This window comes from Desulforhopalus sp., from assembly GCA_030247675.1.
Taxonomy (GTDB): Bacteria; Desulfobacterota; Desulfobulbia; order Desulfobulbales; family Desulfocapsaceae; genus Desulforhopalus_A.
The window spans coordinates 534640-559483 of sequence record JAOTRX010000002.1; the positions used below are offsets into that span (position 1 = coordinate 534640).

Here is a 24844-nt window from a genome sequence, read left to right on the forward strand (position 1 = left end):
GGTGGGCATAGTCTCAATGATAAATTATTGACGTAATATTTGGAAATTATGAAAGGTAACGAAATTCGAAGCAGGTTTCTCAACTACTTTAAGAAAAATGGTCATATTGTCGTGGATAGCTCCTCGCTTGTGCCAAAAGATGATCCCACCCTTCTTTTTACCAATGCCGGGATGGTTCAATTCAAGATGGTGTTCATGGGCGAAGATAAGAGGGACTATGTCAGGGCTGTGACGAGTCAACGCTGTGTCAGGGCCGGCGGTAAGCACAATGACCTTGAAAATGTCGGCTACACCGCCCGGCATCATACCTTCTTTGAGATGCTTGGCAATTTTTCTTTCGGCGACTATTTCAAAGAAGATGCCATTCGTTTTGCATGGGATTTCCTTACGGTTGAACTGGGTCTTCCACCCAAAAAACTGTGGGTTTCAATTTTTGAAGATGATGACGAAGCCCAAGTCCTCTGGGAGAAGATAGAGACTCTCCCTAAGGGGCGTATTGTGCGAATGGGGGCAAAGGACAATTTCTGGGCAATGGGAGATACTGGCCCATGCGGGCCTTGTTCGGAGATTCACATTGATCAAGGTGCAGACGCCGGTTGTGGGCGGCCGGATTGTGCACTTGGTTGCGATTGTGACCGGTTCCTAGAGTTGTGGAATCTGGTATTTATGCAATTCAACCGCGCAGCAGACGGCACTATGACTCGTTTGCCGAAGCCGAGCATTGATACCGGTATGGGCCTTGAACGGGTTGCCGCAGTTTTGCAGGGGAAGTTCAATAACTATGAATCAGACCTTTTTGGCCCTATTATTTCCAGAATCGAGTTCTTAACACAAAAGAAGTACGGGAAAGACAGCCATAACGATACCGCAATGCGGGTGATAGCCGACCACGCTCGGGCGACGACCTTCCTCGTTGCCGATGGAGTGCTGCCAGGGAATGAGGGCGCTGGGTATGTGCTGCGGCGAATCATGCGGAGGGCAGTACGGTATGGCAAGCATCTCGGACTGGATAAGCCGTTTATGGTGGATGTCTGTCAAGCTGTTGTGGGGGAAATGGTTGACGCCTATCCGCACCTCAATGATGCCCTCTCTCTATTAACCAAGGTTGTCACCAAGGAAGAGGAACGTTTCCATGAGACGCTTGAAAACGGTTTGACTTTGCTTGACGACGAAATAGCGCGGATGAAAGGAGAGAACTCAAGGTGCATTCCAGGCAGCTTTGTCTTTAAACTCTATGATACCTTTGGCTTTCCCTTCGATGTTGTGCGGGATATTGCCTTGGAAAGGGGGCTGGATTTTGACGAGCAGGGATTTCTTCAGGAAATGGAGAACCAAAGAAAAAAATCGCGATCATCTCGCAAAGACGAAGGTGTAAAACTCCTCGAAGAGGGAGTAAAAAGTCTCGCAGAAGCGGGGAAAAAGCCACAATTTATCGGTTATCAGGATCTCTCGGTTACGACAAAAGTCGAAGGCCTTTTGAATACCGAAGGTAAAAGGGTGAGCAGCATTTCTGCCGGAGAAATTGGCAGATTATACGTTCAAATTACACCATTTTACGCAGAATCGGGAGGCCAGGTCGGTGACCAAGGAGAGGTTCTCTGGCAAGGAGGGAGGGCCAAGGTGCAGGCAACTTCGGTTGTGGCAGGTAAACTTGTTCTTCATGAAATCGAGGTCACCGAGGGCAAGCTGGTTGAACAATATGAGGTGACATTAATTGTCGATAGAGATCGACGTCAAAATATTGCTGCTCATCACTCCGCAACACATTTGCTACACGCCGCTCTTCGTAAACATTTAGGGGACCATGTAAAACAAGCGGGATCCATGGTTAGCTCCAATCGATTACGTTTCGATTTTACACACTTTTCACCCCTTACGCAGGAGCAAATAGAGGAAATAGAATTTCTTGTAAATAGACAGATTTGGCAAAACTCGCCGGTTGCTACCCGAATTTTGCAGCGAGAGGAGGCTCTTAAGGAAGGAGCGATGGCTCTCTTCGGGGAAAAATATGAGGAAAGCGTTCGAGTTGTTTCTATGAATGATTTCAGTAAGGAGCTTTGTGGTGGTACCCATGTCACGGCCACCGGTGAGATCGGGGTCTGTAAAATTCTTTCAGAGAGCGGTGTCGCGTCAGGTGTGCGGAGAATTGAAGCCGCAGTTGCGGCAGCTGCCTTCACCATATTACAGACTCAAAGTCGTAGAGAAAGGCAGGTCGCTGCGATCCTCAATACAGGCAATCCACAAGAAATAGTTACTAAAGTAGAGGCTCTGCTGGCAAACATTAAAGGTATGGAAAAACAACTAGCAGATATCTCACGGCAATTGGCGAGTTCAGACCTCGAAGGTATGTTGACCAATTCTCACGAAATTGCCGGAGTTAAAGTCATTGCTTCAGAAATTAAACTCGATAGCCAAAAAACATTACGGGAGGTTGGAGATCGAGTCCGCGACACTCTTAAGTCTGGGGTCGCGGTACTAGGTGGCAGTATCAATGGTAAAGCGGCTCTTTTAGCTATCGTAACCGAGGATTTGACGAGCAAAATAAGGGCTGGAGATATAATCAACATTGTCGCAAAAATCGTCGGTGGAAAAGGTGGGGGACGGCCGGACATGGCTCAAGCAGGTGGACCGATGGTAGACAAATTGGCCGAAGCAATTAGTTCGGTGCCAAATGTAGTCAGGAAACTCATTGAAGGATGAGGGAGTGAATTACTGGGGGGATAGTTTTGCGATAGCCTTCAAATGTTGTTTGCTACTCCTTTTGCTATTGTCGAGCCGGTTGAATTGCACACATTAATTAGTTGACAGAGTAACATATTTACAGTAAGAATTTTTTGCTATTGTGAATGGCCGTTCAGTTCCAATTACTCGCTTTTAGCCGTTATTTTGTAAAATTATCGTATGCGGTCATCATTCATCGTGTTGATGAATGTTATGTTTTCTCGTTTTTATTAGTTGAGCAGGAGCTACTAACATGATTACGACGGATATTACTTTGTTTATTCAGATTGTTAACATGGTTGTGCTCATGTTTCTCCTTAATGGGGTGCTTTATAAGCCTATAAGAAACATCCTTAAGGAGAGATCTGAAAGACTGCAGGGCATGCAGGAAAACATCTCGAAGTTTGAGAAAAATGCCAAATTGCGACAGGAAGAAGTGGACGCAAAAATGGCAAAGGCGTCAGGCAAGGCAAAGGCAGCATTGGATTCTGCCCGAGCGGAAGCACAGGCTGCTGGCGATGCGAAGCTCACTGCGATACGGGCTGAAGCCGATGCGGCCAAAGAGGCGAAGCTTGCTGAGCTTAGAGCTCAAGTCGAGAGCGCCAGAACAAATCTGCGGTCGAGTTTGGATGGATTCGCAGCCGACATGGCGAGCAAAATTCTGGGAAGGAGTCTCTAACTATGAGTGAAGTGAAGCGCATTGCCAGGTTTATCAGCCTGTTGTCGTTAGCCCTGTGGTTTGCCCTGTCCTGCGGCTCGGCGTTTGCCTCTGATAAGGCCGGCCAGGCGGCTCCGGCAACCGACCATGCCGTGACAGCCGATGGTGGACATGGTGCGAGCAAGGTGTCTAATAGCTTGTCAGCGGCTAAGGTAAAAGATCTTGGCTGGAGGGTTGTAAACTTTATTGCCCTAATGATAATCCTTGTGAAGTTTGGTGCTAAACCAATCGGTGCAGGTTTGGCTGCACGGCAGAAAAAGATTAAGGATGAAATCGAGGATCTTCAACAAAAACGAGCAGATGCTGAAAAGTCGTATAATGATTTCCAGGCCAAACTCGCAACGGTAGAGTCAGAAATAGATAAAATTGTAGACAGGGCAGTGGCTCAAGCCGAAATCGAAAAAGTAAAAATCTTAGAGAAGGCTGAACAGGCTGCTCACGATATTCAACGTTCTGCTGAGATGGCTATTCAGAATGAATTGACCGAGGCGCGTCGAACCTTAAAGAATGAGGTTGCCGAGCAAGCAGCAATTATGGCTGAAAAACTCATCGTAAACAATCTCACTGCGGACGATCAGGTGAAGATCATCGATAATTATTTAGTTAAAGTGGGGGCCGTACAGTGAAACAGACAATCCTCGCACGACGTTACGCTAAAGCCATCTTTACCATAGGTCAAGACCAAGAGACGTATGAACAATACAATGATGTCTTACAGGGTTTGGCTACATTGTATATTTCGCACCCTGAAGTCGCTGATGCCGTGACTAATCCTTTGTACCCCATGGATGTAAAAGAAAAGGTCATGAAAGGCATGGTGGCCTCTATGGGCGTAGATGCGGTTATGGGCAACTTCTTGAATCTTTTGGTTAGAAAAAAACGCGCTGAATTGCTGCCCGAAATCGCTGAGGCCTATCAATCGATGGTTGATGGAGCGAAAAACATCAGTCATGGCAATGTCATCTCAGCGGTGGAATTAGATGATGCTTTACAAGCTAATGTTCAAAAGGTTTTAGAAAAGTTAACTGGCAAGAAGGTTAAGCTGACGACCAGTGTTGATCCAACGATTATTGGTGGAATTATCGCCAAGGTAGGTGACTTGGTACTGGACGGAAGCATACGGACACAACTTGCAGGTTTAAAAGATTCCATTAAGGGGAGAGAATAGATGCAGATCAAAGCCGCAGAAATTAGTCAGATTATCAAAGATCAGATTGGAGCCTACGAGACTAGTATAGATCTGAATGAGACCGGGACAGTTATCTCAGTAGGTGATGGTATTGCCCGTGTCTATGGCGTACAGAATTGTATGGCTATGGAGCTCTTGGAGTTTCCTGGTGGAATCATGGGCCTTGCGTTAAACCTTGAAGCAGACAACGTAGGTTGTGCTGTTCTTGGTAATGTGTCCAATATCAAGGAAGGGGACATTGTAAAAAGAACCGGCAAAATCGCTGAGGTGCCTGTTGGCCCTGCTATGGAAGGCCGTGTTGTTGACGGGATTGGTGTGCCTATCGATGGTCTTGGACCGATTAAGTCTGAGTTGTCTTCGAAAATTGAAGTGTTAGCCCCTGGTGTTATTGCAAGAAAGGGTGTACATGAGCCCTGCTATACTGGATCAAAGGCAGTAGATGCTATGACCCCGGTTGGTAGAGGTCAACGTGAGTTGGTTATCGGTGACCGGCAGATTGGCAAAACCGCTCTCTGTGTTGATGCAATCATTGCTCAAAAAAATACAGATATTCACTGTATATATGTTGCGGTCGGACAAAAGAAATCCACCGTTGCTCTCGTAGTTGAGGCACTGAGAAAACACGGTGCCATGGAGTATACAACGGTAGTTTCAGCCTGTGCCTCCGATCCTGCTCCAATGCAGTATATTGCTCCTTTTGCCGGATGCGCAATGGGTGAATACTTTCGCGATAATGGACAACATGCTCTGATCATTTATGATGACCTTTCTAAGCAAGCTGTTGCTTATCGTGAGCTGTCGCTCTTGTTGCGACGTCCACCAGGACGAGAGGCATATCCTGGAGACATTTTCTTTAACCACTCTCGGCTCCTTGAGAGATCTGCAAAGGTAAATGATGAGCTTGGTGCTGGATCTCTTACCGCACTTCCTATAATTGAAACACAAGCCGGTGACGTTTCGGCCTTCATTCCGACAAACGTTATTTCAATTACAGATGGCCAAGTATATCTTGAGCCGAACCTGTTTTTCTCCGGTGTTCGTCCTGCGATCAATGTTGGTCTCTCGGTATCACGCGTTGGTGGTGCCGCGCAAGTAAAGGCAATGAAACAAGTTGCCGGTACTCTTCGCCTTGATCTTGCTCAATATAGAGAGTTGGCTGCATTTGCAGCTTTCGGATCAGATCTTGATGCTGGAACTCAGGCCAAATTGATTAGGGGAGAGAGACTCGTTGAGATATTGAAACAACCCCAATATAATCCTCTGCCGATGGAAAAACAGGTTGTCATTATATACTCTGGCTCTAACGGTTATCTTGATAAACTGCCGGTTAATACCTTGGCTGACTATGAATCAGAGCTTTACAGCTACATTGAGTCTAATGAACCAAGCATTTTTGCTGATCTTGCCAAAGAAAAAATGTTCACAGATGCGATAAAGGAAAAACTCAATAAGGTGTTGACCAGCTTTGGTGATACTTTCAAGGCGTCTAAAGGTCTTAACTAATCACGGAAAGGTCAAGATATGGCGAGTTTAAAAGAAGTAAAAACTAAGATTTCGGGCGTAAAAAAGACAGCGCAGATTACCAAGGCTATGAACATGGTCGCCGCGGCAAAACTGCGCGGTGCCCAAGAGAAAATGGAGGCATTTCGACCTTATGCCTCTAAGTTCAATGAGGCGATGTCCAATCTGTCTGGAGGTGCTAACACTACAGCATTTCCCTTGATGGAGGTTCGTGATGTCAAGTCCGTTGAGATTGTGGTTGTAACTTCTGACCGTGGGCTCTGTGGATCATTTAATGCCAACATTATAAAACGAGCTTTAAGGATGCAGGCCGAATATGAAACCAGCGGAAAAAAAGTAAGCTTTGTCTGTGTTGGTAAGAAAGGCAGTCAAATTCTCAATAAAACAGGTAAGGTTAGGAAAAGTTACAGAGATATCATGGGCGCTTTCCAAATGTTTAATGCCAGGGAAATCGCCAATGATGTTGCATCTGAGTTTTTGAGTGGCGCAACGGATATGGTCGAGGTCTTGTACGGTCATTTTAAGTCTGTTGCGGTGCAGGTTCCCGCTGTCGCGCCACTTCTTCCTGTACAGCCTGTTAAGGGTGAAGCTGTTGCTGAAAAAAAATTCTCTGGAGATTACATCTATGAGCCTTCAAGCGAGGAAATCATGGATGTGTTACAACCTCTTTACCTCAATGTCATTGTATACCATTCGATGCTTGAAGTAGGAGCAAGCGAGCATGCTGCCAGAATGACTGCTATGGACAATGCAACTAACGCATGTAAAGATATGGTGAAGAGCCTGAGCATCATTTACAACAAGGCACGTCAGGCTGCTGTTACGAGTGAGCTGATGGATATTGTTGGCGGCGCGGAAGCTCTGAAATAACAATTTATCTCTATGATAGTCTAATACTTTTGAGGAGAGGTAAGGCCCAATGAGTGAACAAAAAATAGGAAAAATCACACAGGTTATCGGCCCTGTAGTTGACGTCGAATTTGAACCAGGAAAGTTACCAAATATTCTCAATGCATGCTTTGTTACCAACCCAGGTATCAATGATAAAGAGGATAATCTTGTTATTGAAGTTGCACAACACCTTGGTGACAATGTTTGCCGGTGTATTGCCATGGACCAAACTGATGGTCTCGTCAGGGGTATGAAAGTAAAAGATACCGGCTTAGCGATTACTATCCCTGTTGGAGACGCTGCACTTGGCAGGATCATGAATGTAGTTGGTCGACCTGTTGATGGATTGGGTCCGATAACCTCCACCAAGAATATGCCGATACATCGTGAAGCGCCTCTATTTACTGAACAAAATACTGAGGTGCGTGTTCTTGAAACAGGCATAAAGGTTATTGACCTTTTGGTGCCATTTCCACTTGGTGGAAAAATGGGGCTGTTTGGTGGCGCCGGATGTGGAAAGACCGTTATTATGATGGAGATGGTAAACAACATCGCTATGCATCATGGTGGTATTTCAGTTTTCTGTGGTGTTGGAGAGAGAACTCGTGAAGGAAACGATCTTTATCACGAAATGAAGGAATCGGGTGTTTTACCTAAAGCGGCTCTTGTTTACGGTCAGATGACTGAGCCTCCTGGAGCACGTGCGCGTGTTGCTCTTACCGGCTTGACCGCTGCTGAATACTTTCGCGATGAGGCAGGACAGGATGTTCTTCTTTTCATAGATAACATCTTCCGTTTTACCCAGGCTGGTTCTGAGGTATCTGCTCTTCTTGGGCGTATTCCTTCGGCAGTTGGTTATCAACCGACCCTTGCGACAGACCTTGGTGCACTCCAAGAACGCATTACTTCAACAAACAAAGGATCTATCACTGCCGTACAATGCGTTTATGTACCTGCAGACGATCTGACTGACCCTGCTCCTGCTACCACTTTTGCTCACCTTGACGGTACTGTTGTACTCTCACGGCAGATTGCTGAACTTGGTATCTACCCTGCTGTTGACCCCTTGGACTCAACCTCTCGTATCCTTGATCCGAATGTAATTGGTAAAGATCACTATTTGGTTGCTCGTGGGGTTCAAGTAACTTTACAGAAATATAAGGATCTCAAAGATATTATTGCAATTCTTGGCATGGACGAGCTTTCTGAAGATGATCAGCAGCTTGTTTCCAGAGCACGCAAAATTCAGAGATTTCTTTCTCAGCCTTTTACTGTAGCCGAGGTTTTTACCGGCATGGCTGGGAAGTTCGTTAAGGTTGCTGACACTGTTCAGGGCTTCAAAGAAATCCTCGAAGGAAAGCATGACGATCTCAATGAAAACTCATTTTATATGGTCGGATCTATAGATGAGGCTGTTGAGAAAGATGCAAAATCTAAGTCTGCAGGTAAGTAATCTGCATAAGGGGATAATTCGATGGGACAACAGATAAGACTAGAAGTCGTAACTCCTACTGGGGCTAAAATTAACGAGGATGTCGATATCGTTAATGCACCTGGCTTTGGTGGTGACTTCGGCGTGCTTGCAAATCATGCACCCTTTCTGTCGACAATCAAAATTGGTACTCTTACTTATGAGAAAGGAAATAAGCGTGAGAGCCTCATGGTCAGTGGTGGTTTCTGTGAGGTCTCAAACAACAAGATTACCTTTCTCGTAGAAAGTGCTGAAAGGGGTAGTGAAATTGATGTTGAAAGGGCTCTAAAAGCTAAGGAAAGAGCAGAAAAGCGTTTGGCTCAAGCTGCTCAGCAAACTGAGAATTTCAATAGAAGAAGGGCCGAAATTGCTTTGCAAAGGGCGTTGGCTCGATTGAAAACCTCAAGCATTCGCTAAGAATATATCCATCTCTTTTAAAAGGTGGGTTTAAAATAAGGGGGATTAACTCTTTCAAGAGTTAATCCCCCTTATCTGTTTCTATTCAGTGCTCTCTCCCTGCTATTGCATATCGATATTCTGAATGGATTCAAATGACCCTTGGCCCGTAATCGATTCGCAAATGGCTCCACACCCAGTAAATAATACTCACCTCTTGATCTTAAACAGCAATCTAACTCTGAGACATAGTAAAAAAAATGGGTCCTAGATATGGCTTTCATCCAAATCTATTTCGTCAGCAATGAAACAGGCAAACCTGATAGAATTGGAAATTTGGCAACATTACTTTTTACTAATAGCATGCATGTGACAAAATCACTTCAAATGACAAGTATAGCATGCAGGCAGGAGCCCGAAAAAGTCTGGCATAGTTAGGTTGAATTAATAGAAAGGGGGGGAAGGATCAAGAGATCTTAATTGTAGTAGTTACGACTTGATCTGACAGTTACCAGTTTTTTGCGGGTGTCTGTCAGATCAAATTCAGTTCAAGTTTTTATCCTGCCATACTGTCTTTCCATCCCCAAGGGTTTCCATCGGAGTTCGCCCGCAGCACATTTTTCCCTGATGCGTCCTTTCATTGTTATAGTGGAAAAGCCAGACATCAAGGTCCTGCTGGAGTTGGTCGAGATCAGAATAGATTTTTTTGCGGAAGGTCACCTGATAAAATTCCTGGAGAATGGTTTTATGAAACCGTTCGTAGATGCCGTTGGTTTGCGGCGACCTGGCTTTAGTTTTGGTATGCTCGATATCATTAATAGCCAAATAGAGCTGAAAATCGTGACTTTCTGCCCTGCCACAGTATTCAGTGCCTCTGTCAGTCAAAATGCGCAAAAGCGGTAACTGATGTTCTTCAAAGAAAGGTAGAACTCTGTCGTTCAGCAGATCGGCAGAGGTGATCGGCGTCTTAGTGGTATAGAGTTTCGCCGACGCGACTTTGGAATAGGTATCCACAAAGGTCTGTTGGTAGATTCTGCCGACACCCTTGAGAGTGCCGACATAAAAAGTATCTTGAGACCCAAGATACCCTGGATGAGCTGTTTCAATTTCGCCAGAAACAAGGTCATCATTCTTTTTCTTTTCAAGAGCTTGAACCTGTGCTTCGGTAAGTATTGTACCTTCCTGTGCCATCTTGTTTTCCAGGGCTTTCAGGCGATCTTTGAACCTGGCCAGCTGGTTGCGTAGCCAGATGCATCTCACTCCGCTGGGGGAGACAAAAACCCCTCGTTTGCGCAGCTCATTGCTGGCCCGCACTTGACCATGCGCAGGCTGCTCAACCGCATAATCAACGACAGCAAGTTCAATTGCCTCTTCGACCCTATTTTTAACGTTTGGTTTACGACGATTTTTATCAATGAGTGCATCGATTCCGCCATTATCAACAGCGGCTTTGTAGCGATAAAAGGTATCTCGAGAAAGTCCCATAATTTTGCAGGCTCTTGAGACATTGGTGAGTTCTTCGGCGAGATTGAGCAGTCCGATCTTGTGTTTTACGATTCGTTCGTTACCATGTAGCATGAGGGTTACCTCCATATGTTTTGATTTTTGGTTCGCACCTTTATCAAAACTGGTAACCCTCATCTTTTCAAGTGAGGTGTCAGATCAAGTCGAAACTATTTCATCTTAATGGTGCTATTTGCTTGCGGTAGTGTCACTAATATACGCCCGCACCCCATCAGAAATCTCTTTAGTAAGCATATCAATAAAAGCCGTGCTTTTTAGATTTTCAACATCTTTTTCGTTGCTTATGAACGCAAGCTCTATGAGTATTGCAGGCATTTGTGCTCCAATAAGGACATAGAATGGAGCTTGTTTTACACCAAGATTCTTAATATCGGAGAACCCCTTTTTATCTCCCTCGGATAGAATGGAATTATGCACCTGTTGAGCTAATCGTGAGGACTCATCAATTTTTGAGTTTTTCATGATATCTGAAAGAATATCCTGAAGTTCACTCATCTGGTGAGTGGATGTAGCATTTTCACGTGCAGCAACCCTCATGGCTTCCGCATTAGTTGTTAGGTTGAGATAGTAAGTTTCTAAACCTCTTACTTTGGAGGATTGATGGGCATTAATGTGTAGAGAGATAAAAAGATCAGCACTGTTAGTATTTGCAATAGCAGTTCGTTCTTCTAAAGAAATAAAACTATCATCCTTCCGGGTAAGAACTACATCGCAACCAAGTTCTTTTTTTAGGGCCGGAGCGAGCTTTTTTGCTATATCAAGGACAATATCCTTTTCCTTCAAACCAAAAGACATTGCCCCCGGATCTTTACCACCATGTCCTGGGTCTAGAACAATCTTTTTCACGCCTAGGCCAAGTTGCTGTGCAAGAGAGAGAGGCTTAACAGCTGGAACAGCCTCTACTTTGACGTTTTCAGTTGTGTGCTTTGTGTTAATTGCGATCTTTTTGTTGTCACGCAAAATAACGATGCGATCATTTGTGTTCGAAGCTGGAGAAGGCAGGACAGCGGGCTGCTTCTCATTGATAGCAGCACTGGCAGTCTGTGGAATTTCTTTTAATAATTTCTCGCCTCTTACGTCGATAACAACACGGAATGGATCGGGAAGACTATATATTTTATAGCTGCCAATCGATTCTATATCGAGAACCACACGAACAGTATCCGGTGAAAACTGACCGGTGCGGATACGTTTTAAAAGGCCATCTTCAATTGGAACCGGAGCACGATACTGTGGTTCGATATAGCTCTTCTTGAAATCAATATACAATCTTCTTGGGGAGTTTTCTGTTTCCTCCAAAAGGATTTCTTTATAGTTTACAGGGCCGGAGGCCATAATCACGACCCGCGTGTAGTTGTCGGAAGACCAGTATTTAACAGGTAATACGTAATTAAGTTTATTGTCTCTGGAAGACGATACCATAACCTTTGGCAGGGCAATATCGTGTTCAAGGGAAAGAACTTTGAGAAGGTTTTCCGCATCTGGATGCATGTCGCCATTCGAATAATTGGTCACGATTTCACTGAGGAAATCGGCTGCCTGTTGCGGGTTGTGCTTTTTGTCGAGGTAAATCTGTCCTAATGAGAGGAGAGCATCGTCGGCAAGTCGGTGTTGAGGAAAGTTCTTGGTAATATCGGAAAAGTATGTGATGGCCTCATCTAAATCGAGGCCATTTTGAAACCTATCATAGATTTCACAGTAAAGACGCCCAAGCATAAAAAGACAGGACGGAGCAATTTCGGATTTCGGATTAGAGAGATAAATCCGACGAAAGTTTCTCGTCCCCTTCAGCCAGTTATCTCGAGACGAGGCAAGCTTTGAATTGGTTTGTAACTGATTATAATAGAATTTTGCTTCGTCATAAAGTCTGCCGACAGGCAGAGGCTTATCCCGATCGTCATCTGCTAATTGGCCAAAGGCAGGAAAAACGCACAGCAAACTAGAAAAAATGAGTAGTGAGATGCATACAGCTGTGCGAATCATTATGGTTGAAATTCTCGTTCAGAGGGACTAGTGGCTAATCTAGGAAAATTGACCTGGGAACTGCTACAAGGCGCCATTATACAGGAAACACCGAGGGATGGCAAAACATTATGAGAACTTGGCTATATGGTCTTAAGGCAAGGCGGTGGAGTGTTTTTGGGGCAGTGTTAGGTAATGGACCGAATTGGAATACAGCCGGGTCTATTAGGTTATTATCTGTGCCAACCGAGTTCAATTCGACTGTGTCTTTTGAGAATATAATTATTTATCAAGCAGGTGTTTCAGAGAGTAGAGATAGGTAAGCGCATCTAAGGGGGTGCATTTATCGAGATTAATGGTTTTGAGGTACTCTCTTATCGGATCTTGGGGAAGTGAAAAGAGTGAGAGCTGGCCTGAAGATTTTTTGAACGTCTTGCTTTTGGTGTTGGGAGTTGCTTCTAAGGGAAATTGTTGAAACGTACCGAGTTCAATGTCCTTTAGAATCTCACTGGCTCGTTTGACAACTTTGTCGGGAACACCTGCCAGTCCTGCGACTTGGATCCCGTAGCTTCTACTTGTCCCGCCTTTGACAAGTTTGTGGAGAAATATTACGTTACCTTGCCATTCTCGGACAGCAATAGAATAGTTTTGAACACGTGGGTTTTCTTTTGCTAGACTGGTCAGTTCGTGGTAGTGCGTTGCAAAGAGAGTTTTGACTCCTTTGCCATTTTTTTCTACTAAATCTTCGGCAACAGCCCAAGCTATCGATAGGCCATCAAATGTTGAAGTGCCCCGGCCGATTTCGTCAAGGATTACTAGGCTCCTTTCTGTCGCATTGTTGAGGATATTGGCTGTCTCACTCATCTCAACCATAAATGTCGACTGGCCACGGCGTAAATTATCCATGGCGCCAACACGGGTAAAAATGCGATCAACAATACCAATGCTGGCGGATTCAGCGGGGACAAAAGACCCCATTTGAGCCATTAGAACAATCAGAGCGGTTTGTCGGAGGATAGTAGATTTTCCAGCCATGTTCGGACCGGTAATGATGAGCATTTCTTCTGAAGTTTGGTCGAGATGGACATCATTTGGGACGAATTTGCTAGAAGGCAGGGAACGTTCTATGACAGGGTGTCTGCCTTCAACAATACAGATATCATCGCCTTCGTGTATCTCAGGGCGACGATAGTTGTATTTGTAAGCCACTTCAGCGCAGGTTGAAAAGAAATCGAGCACTGCAAGTTGCCGGGCGGTTTGCTGAATTCGGTTAGAGTTTTCAGAGATCTGTTGCCGGATGTCGAGAAAGAGCTGGTACTCCAAGGCAATACGCCGATCTTGGGCTCCAAGGACACGGTCTTCAAACTCTTTGAGCTCTGGGGTGATAAATCGCTCGGCATTGGCAAGAGTTTGCTTTCGTATATAATAATCAGGAACCTTTGCCTCTTGAGTCTTACTGACCTCAATAAAGTAGCCGAATACCTTGTTGAAGCTAATTTTTAATTTGGAAATACCAGTGGTTTCTCTTTCTCTCTGCTCAAGCTCAAGGATTAGTTTCTTTTGGTCACGCAATAGCACTACAAGTTGATCGAGTTCATCGTTGTACCCGGTTTTAATCAGATGCCCCTCTCGAATACCAATTGGGGCTTCATTATTTATGGCTGCGTCCAGTAACGTATGTAAATCTATTAAACAATCAAGGTGCTGGCGGATCTTGACAAGCCTATCGGGGTCACAGTGCTCAAGGAGAGCGCGCACTTCGGGAAGACAGGCGAGAGAGTTCTTCATAGCCAACATGTCTCTGCCATTTCCGGATCCGAGAATCATTTTGCTATTTAACCTTTCGAGATCATATACGCTGTCGAGTAGGTTTCGGAGCTCCTTTCGCAATGAACTGTTCATGAAAAAAAAGGTAACAGCATCAAGGCGCCTGATAATTCGGAGACAATCTTGAAGGGGGAAGAGCAGGTTGTGTTTTAACAGCCTGGCTCCCATGGGTGTACAGGTATGGTCAAGAACCGAAAGCAAGGAGCCCTGCCTTTGTCCACCTGCAAGGGTCTGGGTGAGTTCCAGGTTGCGCCGGGATGAATCGTCTATCTGCAGGATGGAGCCGATGTCAAGCGGAGCGAGTTTGTCAATATGGTGAACTGCCGCTTTTTGGGTCTCAATAATATATTCTAGAAGGGAGGCGGCAGCAAGCAGACCAACAGTAAAATGACCACAGCCAAAGCCATCAAGGGTCATGACTTTGAAGTGCTCGAGGAGGAGGACCTCTGCTGCCTCATAGCGATATATGGTGCCATCTCTTTCAGTGACACAGATATCGGGAAACAAAAGTCGTAGCTGCTGAAGTAAAGGGTCTAGGCTGGCTTTATCCTCGCGAGATATAAGCAGCTCGGAAGGCGAGAGGCGTGTTAATTGGTCAAAGATGTCATATGAGTTTTCTTGGTGCAGGGGAAATTCACTGACAAGAAATTCACCGGTGGTAACATCAAGAAAGCTTATCCCGTAGTTTTGGCCCTTTCCTTGGTGATTGCCTACCAGTGAACATAGGTAATTGTTACTTTTTCCGTCCAGCAACTGGTCGTCGGTTATCACCCCGGGAGAGACGACTCGAACGACCTCTCTTTTTACAATTCCTTTTGCTTCGGTTGGATCTTCTATCTGTTCACAGATAGCTACTCGTTGACCGGCATGAATCAGTTTAGCTAGATATGTTTGGGCAGCATGGTAAGGTATGCCGCACATCGGAACCTGTACTTGGTCGGTCTTTTTGTTACGTGAGGTAAGAGTAATACCAAGAATTTTTGAGGCCTTGATGGCATCATCAAAAAACATTTCATAGAAATCCCCCATCCTGTAAAAAAGAATGGCGTTTTCATGCTGCCCCTTGATTTCCAGGTACTGCTGGAGCATAGGCGTGATTTTAGGTGTAATGTCCATATTCACTTACTTGTGTTAAGAGCGAGGAAATCGGGAGCGAGTCTGTCATAAGTCGCCTCGATATGCTCAGGGATGGTGCGTATGTCGGCAAGGACAGAGATGAAATTATGGTCGCCATTCCAGCGTGGAACTATATGGAAATGCAGGTGGTCGGCAATACCTGCTCCGGCAATTGTGCCAACATTGCATCCGATGTTGAGGCCTTCAGGTTTGAGATGTTTGTTTAATAGCCTTGTTGCTTTTTGGATCATTGCCATAACTGAAGTGATTTCCTCCAGAGAAAGGTCTGTTAAACAGGCAATATGGCGTATTGGCGCAATCAGGAGGTGCCCATTGGTGTATGGATAGCGGTTGAGAAGAACAACTACCTGGTTGTCCCGATATAGGAGAAGTTGCTTTTTATCCGCAGGATCATGACCAGTTGGTTCGAAAATACACCCGGTCCTTTGGGCAGCAGTACCGAGAACATGTTCTACTCGCCAGGGTGTCCATAGGGTTTTCATACGCAAGGTGGCAGGGTGTGGATTGAAGGGTGGATTCCTTGACTGTCTATTTTAAGAATTGCATAGGTTCCGCTGCAGCCAAATTTCCCGGTGCCTTGGAAGGAACCCGGATTTACGAGGAGAGTGTTGCCAATTTTATGCAAGGAGGCAACGTGGGTATGCCCATAAATAATACACTCGGCAGTTGGAAATCGATCGAAAACCCGGTCTTTAATATTTTGCCTGGAGCCAGAGCCATGGGTAATTCCAAAAAGAAACCCGTGGATGCGGATAGATTTCTCTTTGGGAAGGGCCAGTTTGGTAAGGTTATTGCACGAGTTGCCGCAGACTGCATGCAACTCCTTGCCGCGAAAGGCTGCCAAAATCGATATATCGATAAGATCACCGGCGTGGATCACGGTTTCACATTGATCAAAGGCGGTGGTACATTGATGAAGAAAATCATCTGTAATCGTGGAAATATGGGTATCTGAAAGAATTCCGATCTGTTTCATTGACGAATCTCCTCGAGCTGAGTGCCTATTATAACCAGACATGAGGGAGCCGCATTGAAAAAAAGCATGGTCAATGGATTTGAGTTATCTCTCTGTCAATTCTTGGATAAAGGCTCTGACATTGTGCTGCAACCAGGTCAATTACTTTTTGCGCTTGCGAAAAAATGCAGAAGACAATTATAATGCGGGGTTCTAATACATAAAAAAGTCTAGCCAATTCTGTTAGTGCATCTTCGTGGTTTGCCTTGCAGTGAGGTGCGACCAAGGATAGTAATTACGCCGGCAAAACGGTTCAGATCAAGAAGATATGGAGAAGTACGATGCTCAGCGCCTCTGATTTACGCAAAGGTCTCAAAGTTCAGATAGATGGTAGCCCCTATATCGTTACGGAATTTGAGTTTTCAAAACCCGGAAAAGGCCAGGCTCTTTACCGGTGTAAGATGAGAAATATGATCTCCGGCAATCAGCTGGTCAAGACTTATAGATCAAATGATAAGTTTGAGAAGGCCGAGCTTGATGAGAGGAATATGCAGTTTCTTTACAATCAGGGCGAAGAATTCCATTTTATGGATACCGACAACTACGAGCAGCTCAGTCTGACGAAAGAGCAGATGGGTGATAATATCCATTTTCTTCTGGAGAATATGGATGTAGTGGTCCTTTTCTTTGACGGTAAGCCAATCGATATTAGCATTCCCACTTTTGTTAATCTCGTCGTTACCCGAGCTGATCCATGGGCAAAGGGAGACACCTCCGGAAATGACACAAAACCGGTAACTGTGCAAACCGGCTATGAATTGCAGGTGCCGCCCTTTGTTGAGGAAGGCGATAAGATTCAGATTGATACCCGAACCGGGGAGTATGTCACCCGGGTCAAAGAGTAAGATTTTGCTGAGTATCAAGGGGCTGCACTCCCGTGCAGCCTTTTTTCGTTTCATCCGAATTTTCTTCCATGAGCAGGGATTTCTTGAGGTCGATACCCCGCTTCGTCAACCCGTCTATCTTCCGGAAAGCAATATAGTTCCAATCATTGCTGAAGATCAGTTCCTGCAAACATCACCCGAATTGTGCATGAAGAGGCTGCTTGCCCAAGGCTGTGAGAAAATATTCCAGCTCAGCCACTGCTTTCGTAAAGGCGAACGAGGCAGGCTTCATTTAGAGGAATTCCAGATGCTGGAGTGGTATAGGGCCAGTTGTGATTACCATCAGCTAATGGTTGATTGCGAGAACCTCCTGCACTTTCTGCTTGAAGCAATGCAAAGCTATACGGTTTCTAGCGGTGTCCCAGAAGGACAAAGAATATTTCCGGACATCAATCTTGAGTCCCCTTGGCAGCGTTTGACAGTTGCCGAGGCTTTTGCCAGATATAGCCCCGTATCGTTGGATCAAGCTCTCGATACGGCAAGCTTTGATGAAATTCTGACAGAGCATGTCGAGCCCCGACTTGGCCTGAGATCACCCACCTTTCTCTGTGATTATCCCGGACAACTTGCCTCGTTGGCTCGGAAATGCCCATCCGATCAGGATATCGCCGAGCGTTTCGAACTCTACATTCAGGGAGTTGAACTCGCTAATGGTTTCTCCGAATTGACGGATCAGAATGAACAGCGGCGCCGGTTTCAGGAGGAAATATCGGCAATTCATACCACTAGCGGAAGGGTCGCGGCGATGCCTGAGAGATTCCTTCAGGATCTTGGGAAGTTGGGAGAGGCTGCGGGGATTGCAATGGGGGTCGATCGCCTTTTTATGTTGGCGAAGGGGTATAAAAACATTGCTGGTGCTGTTACCTTTGCACCGAATGATTTTGTCTAGCCCGTTTCTTCTCCACTACCATGGATAGCAACGGTGGAGTAGAATACGAAGACTTATTGTAATGATAAGAAAAATAGTTTTTAATATTGTGTCTCGCTGCTCGTCAAAATTAATAAGCATACCCGCATATGGATTCAAAACAACGTCAACTGGCAAGCAAGTTCATTGATCTGTTTTTCAGACGGAAGATGCTTGTCGCCACGTTGTTTTTATTAAGCCTCCCTGTTGGTTTAGGCAGTTATCTCCTTACGCCCAAAGTGTATCAGGCAACGAGCCTGCTGAGCTACGAGCAGCAAAAAATCAGTCCTAACAAGATGTCGCCGGACGTTGCGTCTAGAATTAAAGACATTGTCAGTTCTCTCACCCAGATTGTCACCAGTCGTACCAACCTTGAAAAAATTATAGTTGATCTCAGCCTTTATCCCGAAGAACGCAAAAAAAAGCCGATGGAAGATGTAGTTGATTCCATGCGGCAGCAAATTAAGATAGAACCCTCAAAAGAAGGGGACATTTTTAAAATCACTTTTAGCTACGGTACGCCGGATAAGGCAGTGAAAGTGACTAATGCCCTCGCTGCCAAATTTATTGAAGAAAATCTTAAATACCGAGAGGAAAAGGCAAGCGAAACCTCTTCTTATACCAGTGATGAGTTGTTGATGGCCAAAGAGACCATGGATCGCAAAGAGAACGCGATGCGTGACTATAAATTGAAACATTACAACGAAATGCCTGAACAACGCGATGCAAATGTAAGCCGCTTGATAGCCCTCCAGCAACAATACCAAGGTAAACAGGATAGCATTCAAGATCTCGAACGGACTGTAGTTCTCATCCAAGATCAGATAACGAACAGGAAAAAGGTTTTGGAAGCGGCAACGGAGGTAAACGTTGCTGCGGCAAATTCCAGCCAGCCCCCTCCTCAAACGCAGCCTCTCAGCAATGAGGCGCGATTGGCAAAAGCCAAACTTGTACTTGAACAGCTGCTAAGTCGTTATACCGAGAAACATCCCGATGTGAAACGGACCCAGGGAATCATTGCCAAGCTTGAGGCGGAGATCGAGAACGAACGGCGGAACGGCATTAACGAAGGCTCTTCGGCGAATGGCGGAGCCTCAACCGAAGGGGGCGGTGATGCAGTGGCTGGCCGAACGTCAGTCGATTCCGTGATTCTCCAGCTGGAAACCCAGCGAAAAAGTGTTCTCCTCAATATCGAGGCGATAAAGGCTGAAAAAGAGCATCAGAAAAAGGTTATTTCCCAGTACGAAGAATGGGTTGCAGCGACGCCAACGAGAGAAGCGGAATGGGCTAATCTCACACGGGAATACGATCAGTTAAAAAAACATTATGATTATCTGGTTTCACAGGATCTTCAGGCGAAGTCCATGCTCAATCTTGAGAAGCGTCAGAAGGGCAGCCAGTTCAAGGTCGAAGATCCGGCAAGAACACCGGAAAAACCGATTAAACCGAATTTTTTAAAAATCATGGGCATTGCCCTGGCGATTGGCTTTGGTGCTGGAGTGGGGCTTGTCATAGTTCTTGATTTCTTTGACACAACTATTCGCGACCCGGAGACACTGGAACCGTTGCTGGGTGTCCCTTTACTCACCACCGTCCCCTATATTGAAACTAAACGAGAGCAGAAGCGATCAAAATGGGTGCTGGTATTTCAGTGTCTTTTTCTTTTCTCAGGGGTGATTGTCGTGGCAGCCTTGTTTGCAGTCACCTGGCTTAAGGGCTATATCGTCATTTAGGGGCCGTTAAGAAATTACTAGTACTCTTTTGGCTAGTTCTTAACATCCCTTTATACCGTTTTTCGACATAGAAACGAGCTATTTATACCGCAAGGGCATACGTTTCGCTTGAGCAGACAAGTTGCTCAACTTAGTTTTATCGTTGAACGACCGCTGAGTTTTCTACAGCTTGGCAGGCTGGTTGTTAAATATTATGTATAGAAAACATTTTGGTCTTATTCGAAAACCCTTCGAATTGAACCCCGATTCCAATATTCTCTTTCTCGGGGAGGCCCACAAGGAGGCTTTGGCTGTCTTGAAGCAGGGCGTTGTCTCCGACAAGGGCTTTCTGCTTTTTACTGGCGGTGTTGGTACCGGTAAGACCACTCTTATCAATGTGCTCTCAAAATCCCTTGATAACCCAGGGTATCTTTGTGTGATTTCCAATCCTTGTCTGGGAATCGATGATTTCTTTCATTACTTTGCCGCCAAACTGGGGCTTCTCTTTGATGGCAATAGGGCCAAATTTCTGTTTATTTTTACGAAATTATTAGAGGAGAGCAAAAAGAATAAGAGAAAGGTTTTACTCATAGTCGACGAGGCACACGCCCTGCCGACAGAACTACTTGAAGAGATACGCCTGTTGGTGAACATGGCGGTCGAGGTGAAAAATGTCCTGAGCATCTTTTTGGTTGGTCAGCCGGAACTCTTGAATCGGTTGACAGAGGAGCAGCTTTCACCTCTTAGTGAGCGCATCGCCGTGCGCTACCACCTGAGACAGCTTTGCAAGGAAGAGGCCTTGCAGTATATAAGCTTTAGACTGGAATGGTCCGGGTATAAAGGTGCTCCCTTATTTACCCGTGGGGCACTTGATTTGATATATGAAGCGACCGATGGTAACCCGCGGCAGATAAACATCCTTTGTGATAATGCCCTTTTTGCAGCGTATTCTCGGGATAGAATCCAGATTGATGGACAGTTAATCCGTGAGTGTGCCAGCAAATTATTCATTCCCGGTGACGAGAGTGCTTTCTTCCTGCGGCCGGAAAAACCGTTCTGGAGTGGAATGCTGATTGCTACTGCTTTTGGCGTTTTGTTACTCGAAGGGGCCGGCGCAGCATATGCTTACCAAAAAGGGTGGTTACAGCCGATTTTCCGGTATCTTTTAAACTCTTTGGGATGGGTTGAATGATGGCAGCAGGAGGAATTCCACCAAAATTGCAAGACAGCGACAGCCCGTTCGAGGCAATCGTCAACCATTCTTCCTCAACCGTGGCAGGCGGTAAAAGTGCGAAAAATTACCCGGAACCGGGAAAGATTTCGGAAGACCAGGGGCGCGTAATGTCTGCAGCCGAATCTATCAATTGGGATGAACGGTTGCTGCGAGCGGTGAATTTCTCAGGGCAGATATCGGAAGCTTTTCGTGTTTTGCGCTCAAAGATTTTGATGCCGCTGGATGGACGGCAAGCTCCAAAGACCATCATGGTCACATCCGTCCTGCCTAAGGAGGGAAAAACCTTTGTCACCGCGAACTTGGGTATAGCACTCGCCCAGTGTGTCGATCAATACTCCTTGCTTGTTGATTGCGATCTTCGGCTACCGTCTCTTGCTAAACTCCTTGGTGTGCCGGACGACAGGGGACTTAGCGATTATCTTCGAAATAAGGCGGAGCTGGCCGACCTTATCCGTAAAACATCGATGGAAAAGCTTTCCATTATTGCCAGTGGCATACCTCCTGCAAATCCAGCCGAATTGCTTGGCTCGGCCAGAATGCATGGCCTCGTTGGGGAACTCTCTTCCCGTTATCCTGATAGATTCGTGATTTTTGACAGTCCTCCTCTGCAGGTAGCCTCTGAGTCGATGGTTCTCGCTCAGGTTGTTGATGGCGTAGTGTTGGTTGTGCGATATGGTGTCTCCACTCGATCCTTGGTTGAGAAGGCTATAGAAGAAATCGGCAAACAAAAAATCATCGGGATGATTTTTAACGGGCATAAGGAAAACTTTATTATTTCTCGGTTCATCAACAAGAACTACTTGTATTACGAAGATTATTATCGCGGGAAAAAGAAATAGATTCGACCGGGTGGATAGCATTCCGGAGCCGTTTTAAGAGTTCTTTTATGCCGCAAGAGCATACGTTTCCTTTGAGCAGACAAGCTGCTCAAGCCAGGTTTATTTCTTTCTTTTGTGATGGGGATTGTTCCTGACAGCAAGCTTTCTGTGAAAATGCTCCTCAAGAATACGGCGTTCTTTCTGCCGGTCTGTGTGGCTGCGGGGAACGATGAGCGGCTGTTTGTTATCGGCCCGAAGCCCGGTCACATACATTGCCGTTGAGATGGTGCCCGGCGTGGGAGTGAAATCCTGAAACTTTCGCACCGACAGATCCAGCTTATGTAAGTCTCCTACCAGTTTTTCCACGACTTCTGGCCTCGACCCTGGGTGAGAGGTAATAATATACGGAGTCAACTCTATTCTCTTACCTATTTTCTTTTCAATTTCCCGGCATTTGCCAACAAATCTCTGCAGAAGGTCGTGTGGTTCCTTGTGCATCAGACTGAGAAGGTCGTCATCACTGTGTTCGGGGGCAATTTTCAGGGCCCCAGGTGTGTGGGATCGAAGGATTGTCTCAAGCAAACGTGGCGTATGGAGCAGCAGCTCCATTCTCAATCCGGAAGAAATGAAGAGGTGGGCAACTTTATTTATCTTTGAGACATCCCTGAGCAGGGCCAGAAAGGCCTCTTCGTCAATGCGCAGGTTGGGGCAGAGTCTTGGATAGAGACAATCCCGTTTGCTACAGGATCCGATGGCGCAGGTGGTTCCGTAAAGATTGGCGGTTGGCCCGCCCAGATCGGTGATGGTGCCGGAAAAATCCTCCATCCCGGCAATACGTTGGCATTCCTGGAGTATAGATTGTCGGCTTCGGGAAATAATTGCTGGCCCCTGGTGTCTGGTGATGGCACAAAAAGAGCAATTGCCGGAACACCCCCGAACGATAGTCACCGAGTCCCGGATCATTCTATAGGCGGGGATCTCTTGTCCAGGAGGGTGCGGCCGGCGGGTGAAGGGCAGGTTGTAAATGGCATCAAGTTCTTCAGGATCAAGCGGTGGAGGCGCTGGATGTTGAATAACCCAATGGGTTTGCTGGCGTTGCAGGATGATCCTCGGTGAGCAGGCCCGGGCATGCCGGTCGAGGGCAATCTCAGCATCGAGAAAACGCTGCGGCTTGGCGTGGATCTCTTCCCAGGAGGGCAGAACGAGGTGCTTTTGCGAATTCTTTCCCTGGAATTCAGGAAGAAATCCGGCGAGTTCCTTCTCAGTAAGGCGCTGGCACGTTCCGGCAATATTCGAGAGGGGCAGGTTTTGCCGACACCTGTCGGCAATTTCCAACACCGCCTTTTCACCCATGCCATAGACGAGAATATCCGCCTTGGCATCGGTTAAAAAAGAGGAGCGAAGTCCACCTTGTTTGTAGTCATAGTGAACGAACCGTCGCAGAGAAGCCTCAATGCCACCCAGTACAATGGGGATACCACGAAATGCTGACCGGGCCAGGCTGGTGTAGATGAGAGTGGCACGGTCGGGGCGCCATCGTTCTGTCTTGCTTTGTATCTCACCGCGCCACGGTTTACCTTGTGGCGAATACGCGTCGGTATCACGAACCTTGCCGTTGCCACTGTAGTTTGCAACAATAGAATCGAGGTTTCCGGCGGTAATGCCGCAAAAAAGCAATGGTGCAGGAAAAGCGTTGAAATCGGCAGAGATGTCAAAGCGAGGTTGAGCGAGGATCGCCACTCGATAGCCATGGCTGAGAAGAACTCGTCCGATAAGGGCCACGCCGTATGAGGGATGGTCCACATAAGCATCCCCGGTAATGAGGAGAACGTCAAGGTCGCTCCAGCCGCGCAGGGTACATTCTTGCCATGTGATGGGAAGGGGTGTGCGTTGATTCATGGTGCATGGTATCGGCAAACCGGGGTTTTGGCAACTTGTTCCTCTGCAAAGTGGTGAAGAGACTGAGGCCCATCTTGGGGGAATTCCACGGAATTGTTTCGCTTTCCAGAAATTGCAGTCAACAGGGCTCAAAGAATTTTTTTGTAATATCCAATATACTTGTGACCATTCAGGTGTTGTCAATTGATCGGGAACTGAAAATTGCATTTTCTCTTAATTCTGGTTATGAAAAGCGGAGTGGTTGTCGTTGTACGGGTTGGCAGTACTGGAAAAATCAGGATGGTGGACTTTTTTATCTGGCGGATGTCACAGGGAGGAGGGCGACGATGCTTTCAGGGAAGAAGGAATTTCGCATATTGCTTGCGGATGATCATGCCCTTATCCGTCATGGCATAAAAAATATCTTAAAAGCGAATGAATCATTAAAGATAGTTGGAGAGGTGAGCAATGGTGAGGAGCTGATGGCCTTTCTTGAGGCTATGGTGGTCGATCTCATCGTTCTTGATATCTCAATGCCTGGGGTTGGTGGCATGGAGAGCCTTGGCAGGGTCAAAAGTAAATATCCCGATGTAAAAATCTTGATGCTTACCATGTATAACAGCAAACAATATTTTTATGATGCCATGTCGGCGGGTGCCAATGGGTATCTCATGAAGGACGATTCAGATGGTGAGCTTCTGGTGGCAATCACCAAGGTTTTATCCGGCCAAAACTATATTTCTCCTCATATGGTTGGTGACTTTGCCAATGATGTCATCACCCTATACCGAAACGAAAAAAGGAGCCCTTTTCAGGAACTCACCAAGCGGGAAAAGGAAGTTCTGCATCTGATCGTTAAGGGCTTTACCAGCAAGCAAATGGCTGAAAACCTGCACGTTAGCCATCGAACTATAGACCACCATCGGGCCAATCTGCTGCGAAAATTCAACCGAAAAAACAGCGCCGAAATGGTCAACTACGCTGTACGCAACGGTTTTGTTTCTGCCGATTGAATATATGCTCTGCACAACATTAAACT

Annotated in this window: 20 protein-coding genes; 14 read left to right on the forward strand and 6 right to left on the reverse strand. The window is 46.1% G+C overall.

Annotated features, from left to right (window positions below):
• Positions 1-48 precede the first annotated feature (48 nt).
• The 8 genes from alaS to OEL83_02420 all read left to right on the forward strand — a co-directional run bounded on the left by alaS (position 49) and on the right by OEL83_02420 (position 8928).
• Positions 49-2700, forward strand: a complete 2652-nt coding sequence (gene alaS / locus OEL83_02385; GenBank protein MDK9705875.1) for an alanine--tRNA ligase — start codon at positions 49-51, stop codon at positions 2698-2700.
• 274 nt (positions 2701-2974) lie between these two features.
• Positions 2975-3400, forward strand: coding sequence for an ATP synthase F0 subunit B (locus OEL83_02390; GenBank protein ID MDK9705876.1), 426 nt, complete (start codon positions 2975-2977; stop codon positions 3398-3400).
• 2 nt (positions 3401-3402) lie between these two features.
• On the forward strand, positions 3403-4065 hold the full coding sequence (atpF, locus tag OEL83_02395) for a F0F1 ATP synthase subunit B (GenBank protein MDK9705877.1): 663 nt from the start codon (positions 3403-3405) through the stop codon (positions 4063-4065).
• On the forward strand, positions 4062-4607 hold the full coding sequence (locus tag OEL83_02400; protein MDK9705878.1) for a F0F1 ATP synthase subunit delta: 546 nt from the start codon (positions 4062-4064) through the stop codon (positions 4605-4607). The genes atpF and OEL83_02400 overlap by 4 nt, the downstream gene beginning before the upstream one ends.
• Positions 4608-6131 carry a F0F1 ATP synthase subunit alpha gene (gene atpA / locus OEL83_02405; GenBank protein MDK9705879.1) on the forward strand — a complete coding sequence of 508 codons (1524 nt, stop codon included), beginning with the start codon at positions 4608-4610 and terminating at the stop codon, positions 6129-6131.
• An 18-nt stretch (positions 6132-6149) separates the two neighbouring features.
• Complete coding sequence (atpG, locus tag OEL83_02410) at positions 6150-7019, forward strand: ATP synthase F1 subunit gamma (protein MDK9705880.1); 870 nt, start codon at positions 6150-6152, stop codon at positions 7017-7019.
• 49 nt (positions 7020-7068) lie between these two features.
• The gene (atpD, locus tag OEL83_02415; protein ID MDK9705881.1) at positions 7069-8493 is read left to right on the forward strand and encodes a F0F1 ATP synthase subunit beta; all 1425 of its coding nucleotides are present in this window, start codon (positions 7069-7071) and stop codon (positions 8491-8493) included.
• A 21-nt stretch (positions 8494-8514) separates the two neighbouring features.
• A complete protein-coding gene (locus OEL83_02420; GenBank protein ID MDK9705882.1) occupies positions 8515-8928 on the forward strand; it encodes a F0F1 ATP synthase subunit epsilon in 414 nt (137 codons plus the stop codon).
• A 522-nt stretch (positions 8929-9450) separates the two neighbouring features.
• On the opposite strand, the gene OEL83_02425 is transcribed toward OEL83_02420, so the two are convergent.
• The 5 genes from OEL83_02425 to OEL83_02445 form a co-directional block, all read right to left on the reverse strand.
• Positions 9451-10485, reverse strand: coding sequence for an IS481 family transposase (locus tag OEL83_02425; GenBank protein ID MDK9705883.1), 1035 nt, complete (start codon positions 10483-10485; stop codon positions 9451-9453).
• A 114-nt stretch (positions 10486-10599) separates the two neighbouring features.
• A complete protein-coding gene (locus tag OEL83_02430; protein ID MDK9705884.1) occupies positions 10600-12414 on the reverse strand; it encodes an N-acetylmuramoyl-L-alanine amidase in 1815 nt (604 codons plus the stop codon).
• A 261-nt stretch (positions 12415-12675) separates the two neighbouring features.
• Positions 12676-15336, reverse strand: coding sequence for a DNA mismatch repair protein MutS (mutS, locus tag OEL83_02435; protein ID MDK9705885.1), 2661 nt, complete (start codon positions 15334-15336; stop codon positions 12676-12678).
• A gap of 2 nt (positions 15337-15338) precedes the next feature.
• Complete coding sequence (locus OEL83_02440) at positions 15339-15839, reverse strand: HIT domain-containing protein (GenBank protein ID MDK9705886.1); 501 nt, start codon at positions 15837-15839, stop codon at positions 15339-15341.
• A complete protein-coding gene (locus tag OEL83_02445; GenBank protein MDK9705887.1) occupies positions 15836-16333 on the reverse strand; it encodes a metallophosphatase family protein in 498 nt (165 codons plus the stop codon). Before OEL83_02445 ends, OEL83_02440 begins: the two co-directional genes overlap by 4 nt.
• 320 nt (positions 16334-16653) lie before the next feature.
• Between OEL83_02445 and efp the strand changes: the two genes are divergently transcribed.
• The 5 genes from efp to OEL83_02470 all read left to right on the forward strand — a co-directional run bounded on the left by efp (position 16654) and on the right by OEL83_02470 (position 21948).
• Positions 16654-17217, forward strand: a complete 564-nt coding sequence (gene efp / locus OEL83_02450; protein MDK9705888.1) for an elongation factor P — start codon at positions 16654-16656, stop codon at positions 17215-17217.
• Complete coding sequence (epmA, locus tag OEL83_02455; GenBank protein ID MDK9705889.1) at positions 17195-18145, forward strand: EF-P lysine aminoacylase EpmA; 951 nt, start codon at positions 17195-17197, stop codon at positions 18143-18145. Before efp ends, epmA begins: the two co-directional genes overlap by 23 nt.
• 128 nt (positions 18146-18273) lie before the next feature.
• Positions 18274-19896 (forward strand): hypothetical protein, encoded by a 1623-nt coding sequence (locus tag OEL83_02460; GenBank protein ID MDK9705890.1) that lies wholly within the window; start codon positions 18274-18276, stop codon positions 19894-19896.
• Between the two features lie 295 nt (positions 19897-20191).
• Complete coding sequence (locus OEL83_02465; protein ID MDK9705891.1) at positions 20192-21067, forward strand: AAA family ATPase; 876 nt, start codon at positions 20192-20194, stop codon at positions 21065-21067.
• Complete coding sequence (locus OEL83_02470) at positions 21064-21948, forward strand: polysaccharide biosynthesis tyrosine autokinase (protein MDK9705892.1); 885 nt, start codon at positions 21064-21066, stop codon at positions 21946-21948. Before OEL83_02465 ends, OEL83_02470 begins: the two co-directional genes overlap by 4 nt.
• 99 nt (positions 21949-22047) lie before the next feature.
• Here the strand turns inward: OEL83_02470 and OEL83_02475 are convergent, their stop codons facing one another.
• A complete protein-coding gene (locus OEL83_02475; protein MDK9705893.1) occupies positions 22048-23826 on the reverse strand; it encodes a YgiQ family radical SAM protein in 1779 nt (592 codons plus the stop codon).
• Positions 23827-24152: 326 nt separating this feature from the next.
• On the opposite strand from OEL83_02475, the gene OEL83_02480 reads away from it, so the two are divergent.
• Positions 24153-24818 carry a response regulator transcription factor gene (locus OEL83_02480; protein MDK9705894.1) on the forward strand — a complete coding sequence of 222 codons (666 nt, stop codon included), beginning with the start codon at positions 24153-24155 and terminating at the stop codon, positions 24816-24818.
• The last annotated feature ends 26 nt before the right edge of the window (positions 24819-24844 follow it).

What these genes read in the sequence shown, in the direction of transcription:
- atpD (MDK9705881.1), top strand. Translation starts at nt 7,069, where the DNA reads ATGAGTGAACAAAAAATAGGAAAAATCACACAGGTTATCGGCCCTGTA.
- efp (MDK9705888.1), top strand. Translation starts at nt 16,654, where the DNA reads ATGCTCAGCGCCTCTGATTTACGCAAAGGTCTCAAAGTTCAGATAGAT.
- OEL83_02460 (MDK9705890.1), top strand. Translation starts at nt 18,274, where the DNA reads ATGGATTCAAAACAACGTCAACTGGCAAGCAAGTTCATTGATCTGTTT.
- atpA (MDK9705879.1), top strand. Translation starts at nt 4,608, where the DNA reads ATGCAGATCAAAGCCGCAGAAATTAGTCAGATTATCAAAGATCAGATT.
- OEL83_02425 (MDK9705883.1), bottom strand. Translation starts at nt 10,485, where the DNA reads ATGCTACATGGTAACGAACGAATCGTAAAACACAAGATCGGACTGCTC.
- mutS (MDK9705885.1), bottom strand. Translation starts at nt 15,336, where the DNA reads ATGGACATTACACCTAAAATCACGCCTATGCTCCAGCAGTACCTGGAA.
- OEL83_02445 (MDK9705887.1), bottom strand. Translation starts at nt 16,333, where the DNA reads ATGAAACAGATCGGAATTCTTTCAGATACCCATATTTCCACGATTACA.
- atpF (MDK9705877.1), top strand. Translation starts at nt 3,403, where the DNA reads ATGAGTGAAGTGAAGCGCATTGCCAGGTTTATCAGCCTGTTGTCGTTA.
- OEL83_02480 (MDK9705894.1), top strand. Translation starts at nt 24,153, where the DNA reads ATGCTTTCAGGGAAGAAGGAATTTCGCATATTGCTTGCGGATGATCAT.
- alaS (MDK9705875.1), top strand. Translation starts at nt 49, where the DNA reads ATGAAAGGTAACGAAATTCGAAGCAGGTTTCTCAACTACTTTAAGAAA.
- OEL83_02440 (MDK9705886.1), bottom strand. Translation starts at nt 15,839, where the DNA reads ATGAAAACCCTATGGACACCCTGGCGAGTAGAACATGTTCTCGGTACT.
- OEL83_02390 (MDK9705876.1), top strand. Translation starts at nt 2,975, where the DNA reads ATGATTACGACGGATATTACTTTGTTTATTCAGATTGTTAACATGGTT.
- OEL83_02475 (MDK9705893.1), bottom strand. Translation starts at nt 23,826, where the DNA reads ATGAATCAACGCACACCCCTTCCCATCACATGGCAAGAATGTACCCTG.
- OEL83_02430 (MDK9705884.1), bottom strand. Translation starts at nt 12,414, where the DNA reads ATGATTCGCACAGCTGTATGCATCTCACTACTCATTTTTTCTAGTTTG.
- atpG (MDK9705880.1), top strand. Translation starts at nt 6,150, where the DNA reads ATGGCGAGTTTAAAAGAAGTAAAAACTAAGATTTCGGGCGTAAAAAAG.
- epmA (MDK9705889.1), top strand. Translation starts at nt 17,195, where the DNA reads ATGTCACCCGGGTCAAAGAGTAAGATTTTGCTGAGTATCAAGGGGCTG.
- OEL83_02470 (MDK9705892.1), top strand. Translation starts at nt 21,064, where the DNA reads ATGATGGCAGCAGGAGGAATTCCACCAAAATTGCAAGACAGCGACAGC.
- OEL83_02420 (MDK9705882.1), top strand. Translation starts at nt 8,515, where the DNA reads ATGGGACAACAGATAAGACTAGAAGTCGTAACTCCTACTGGGGCTAAA.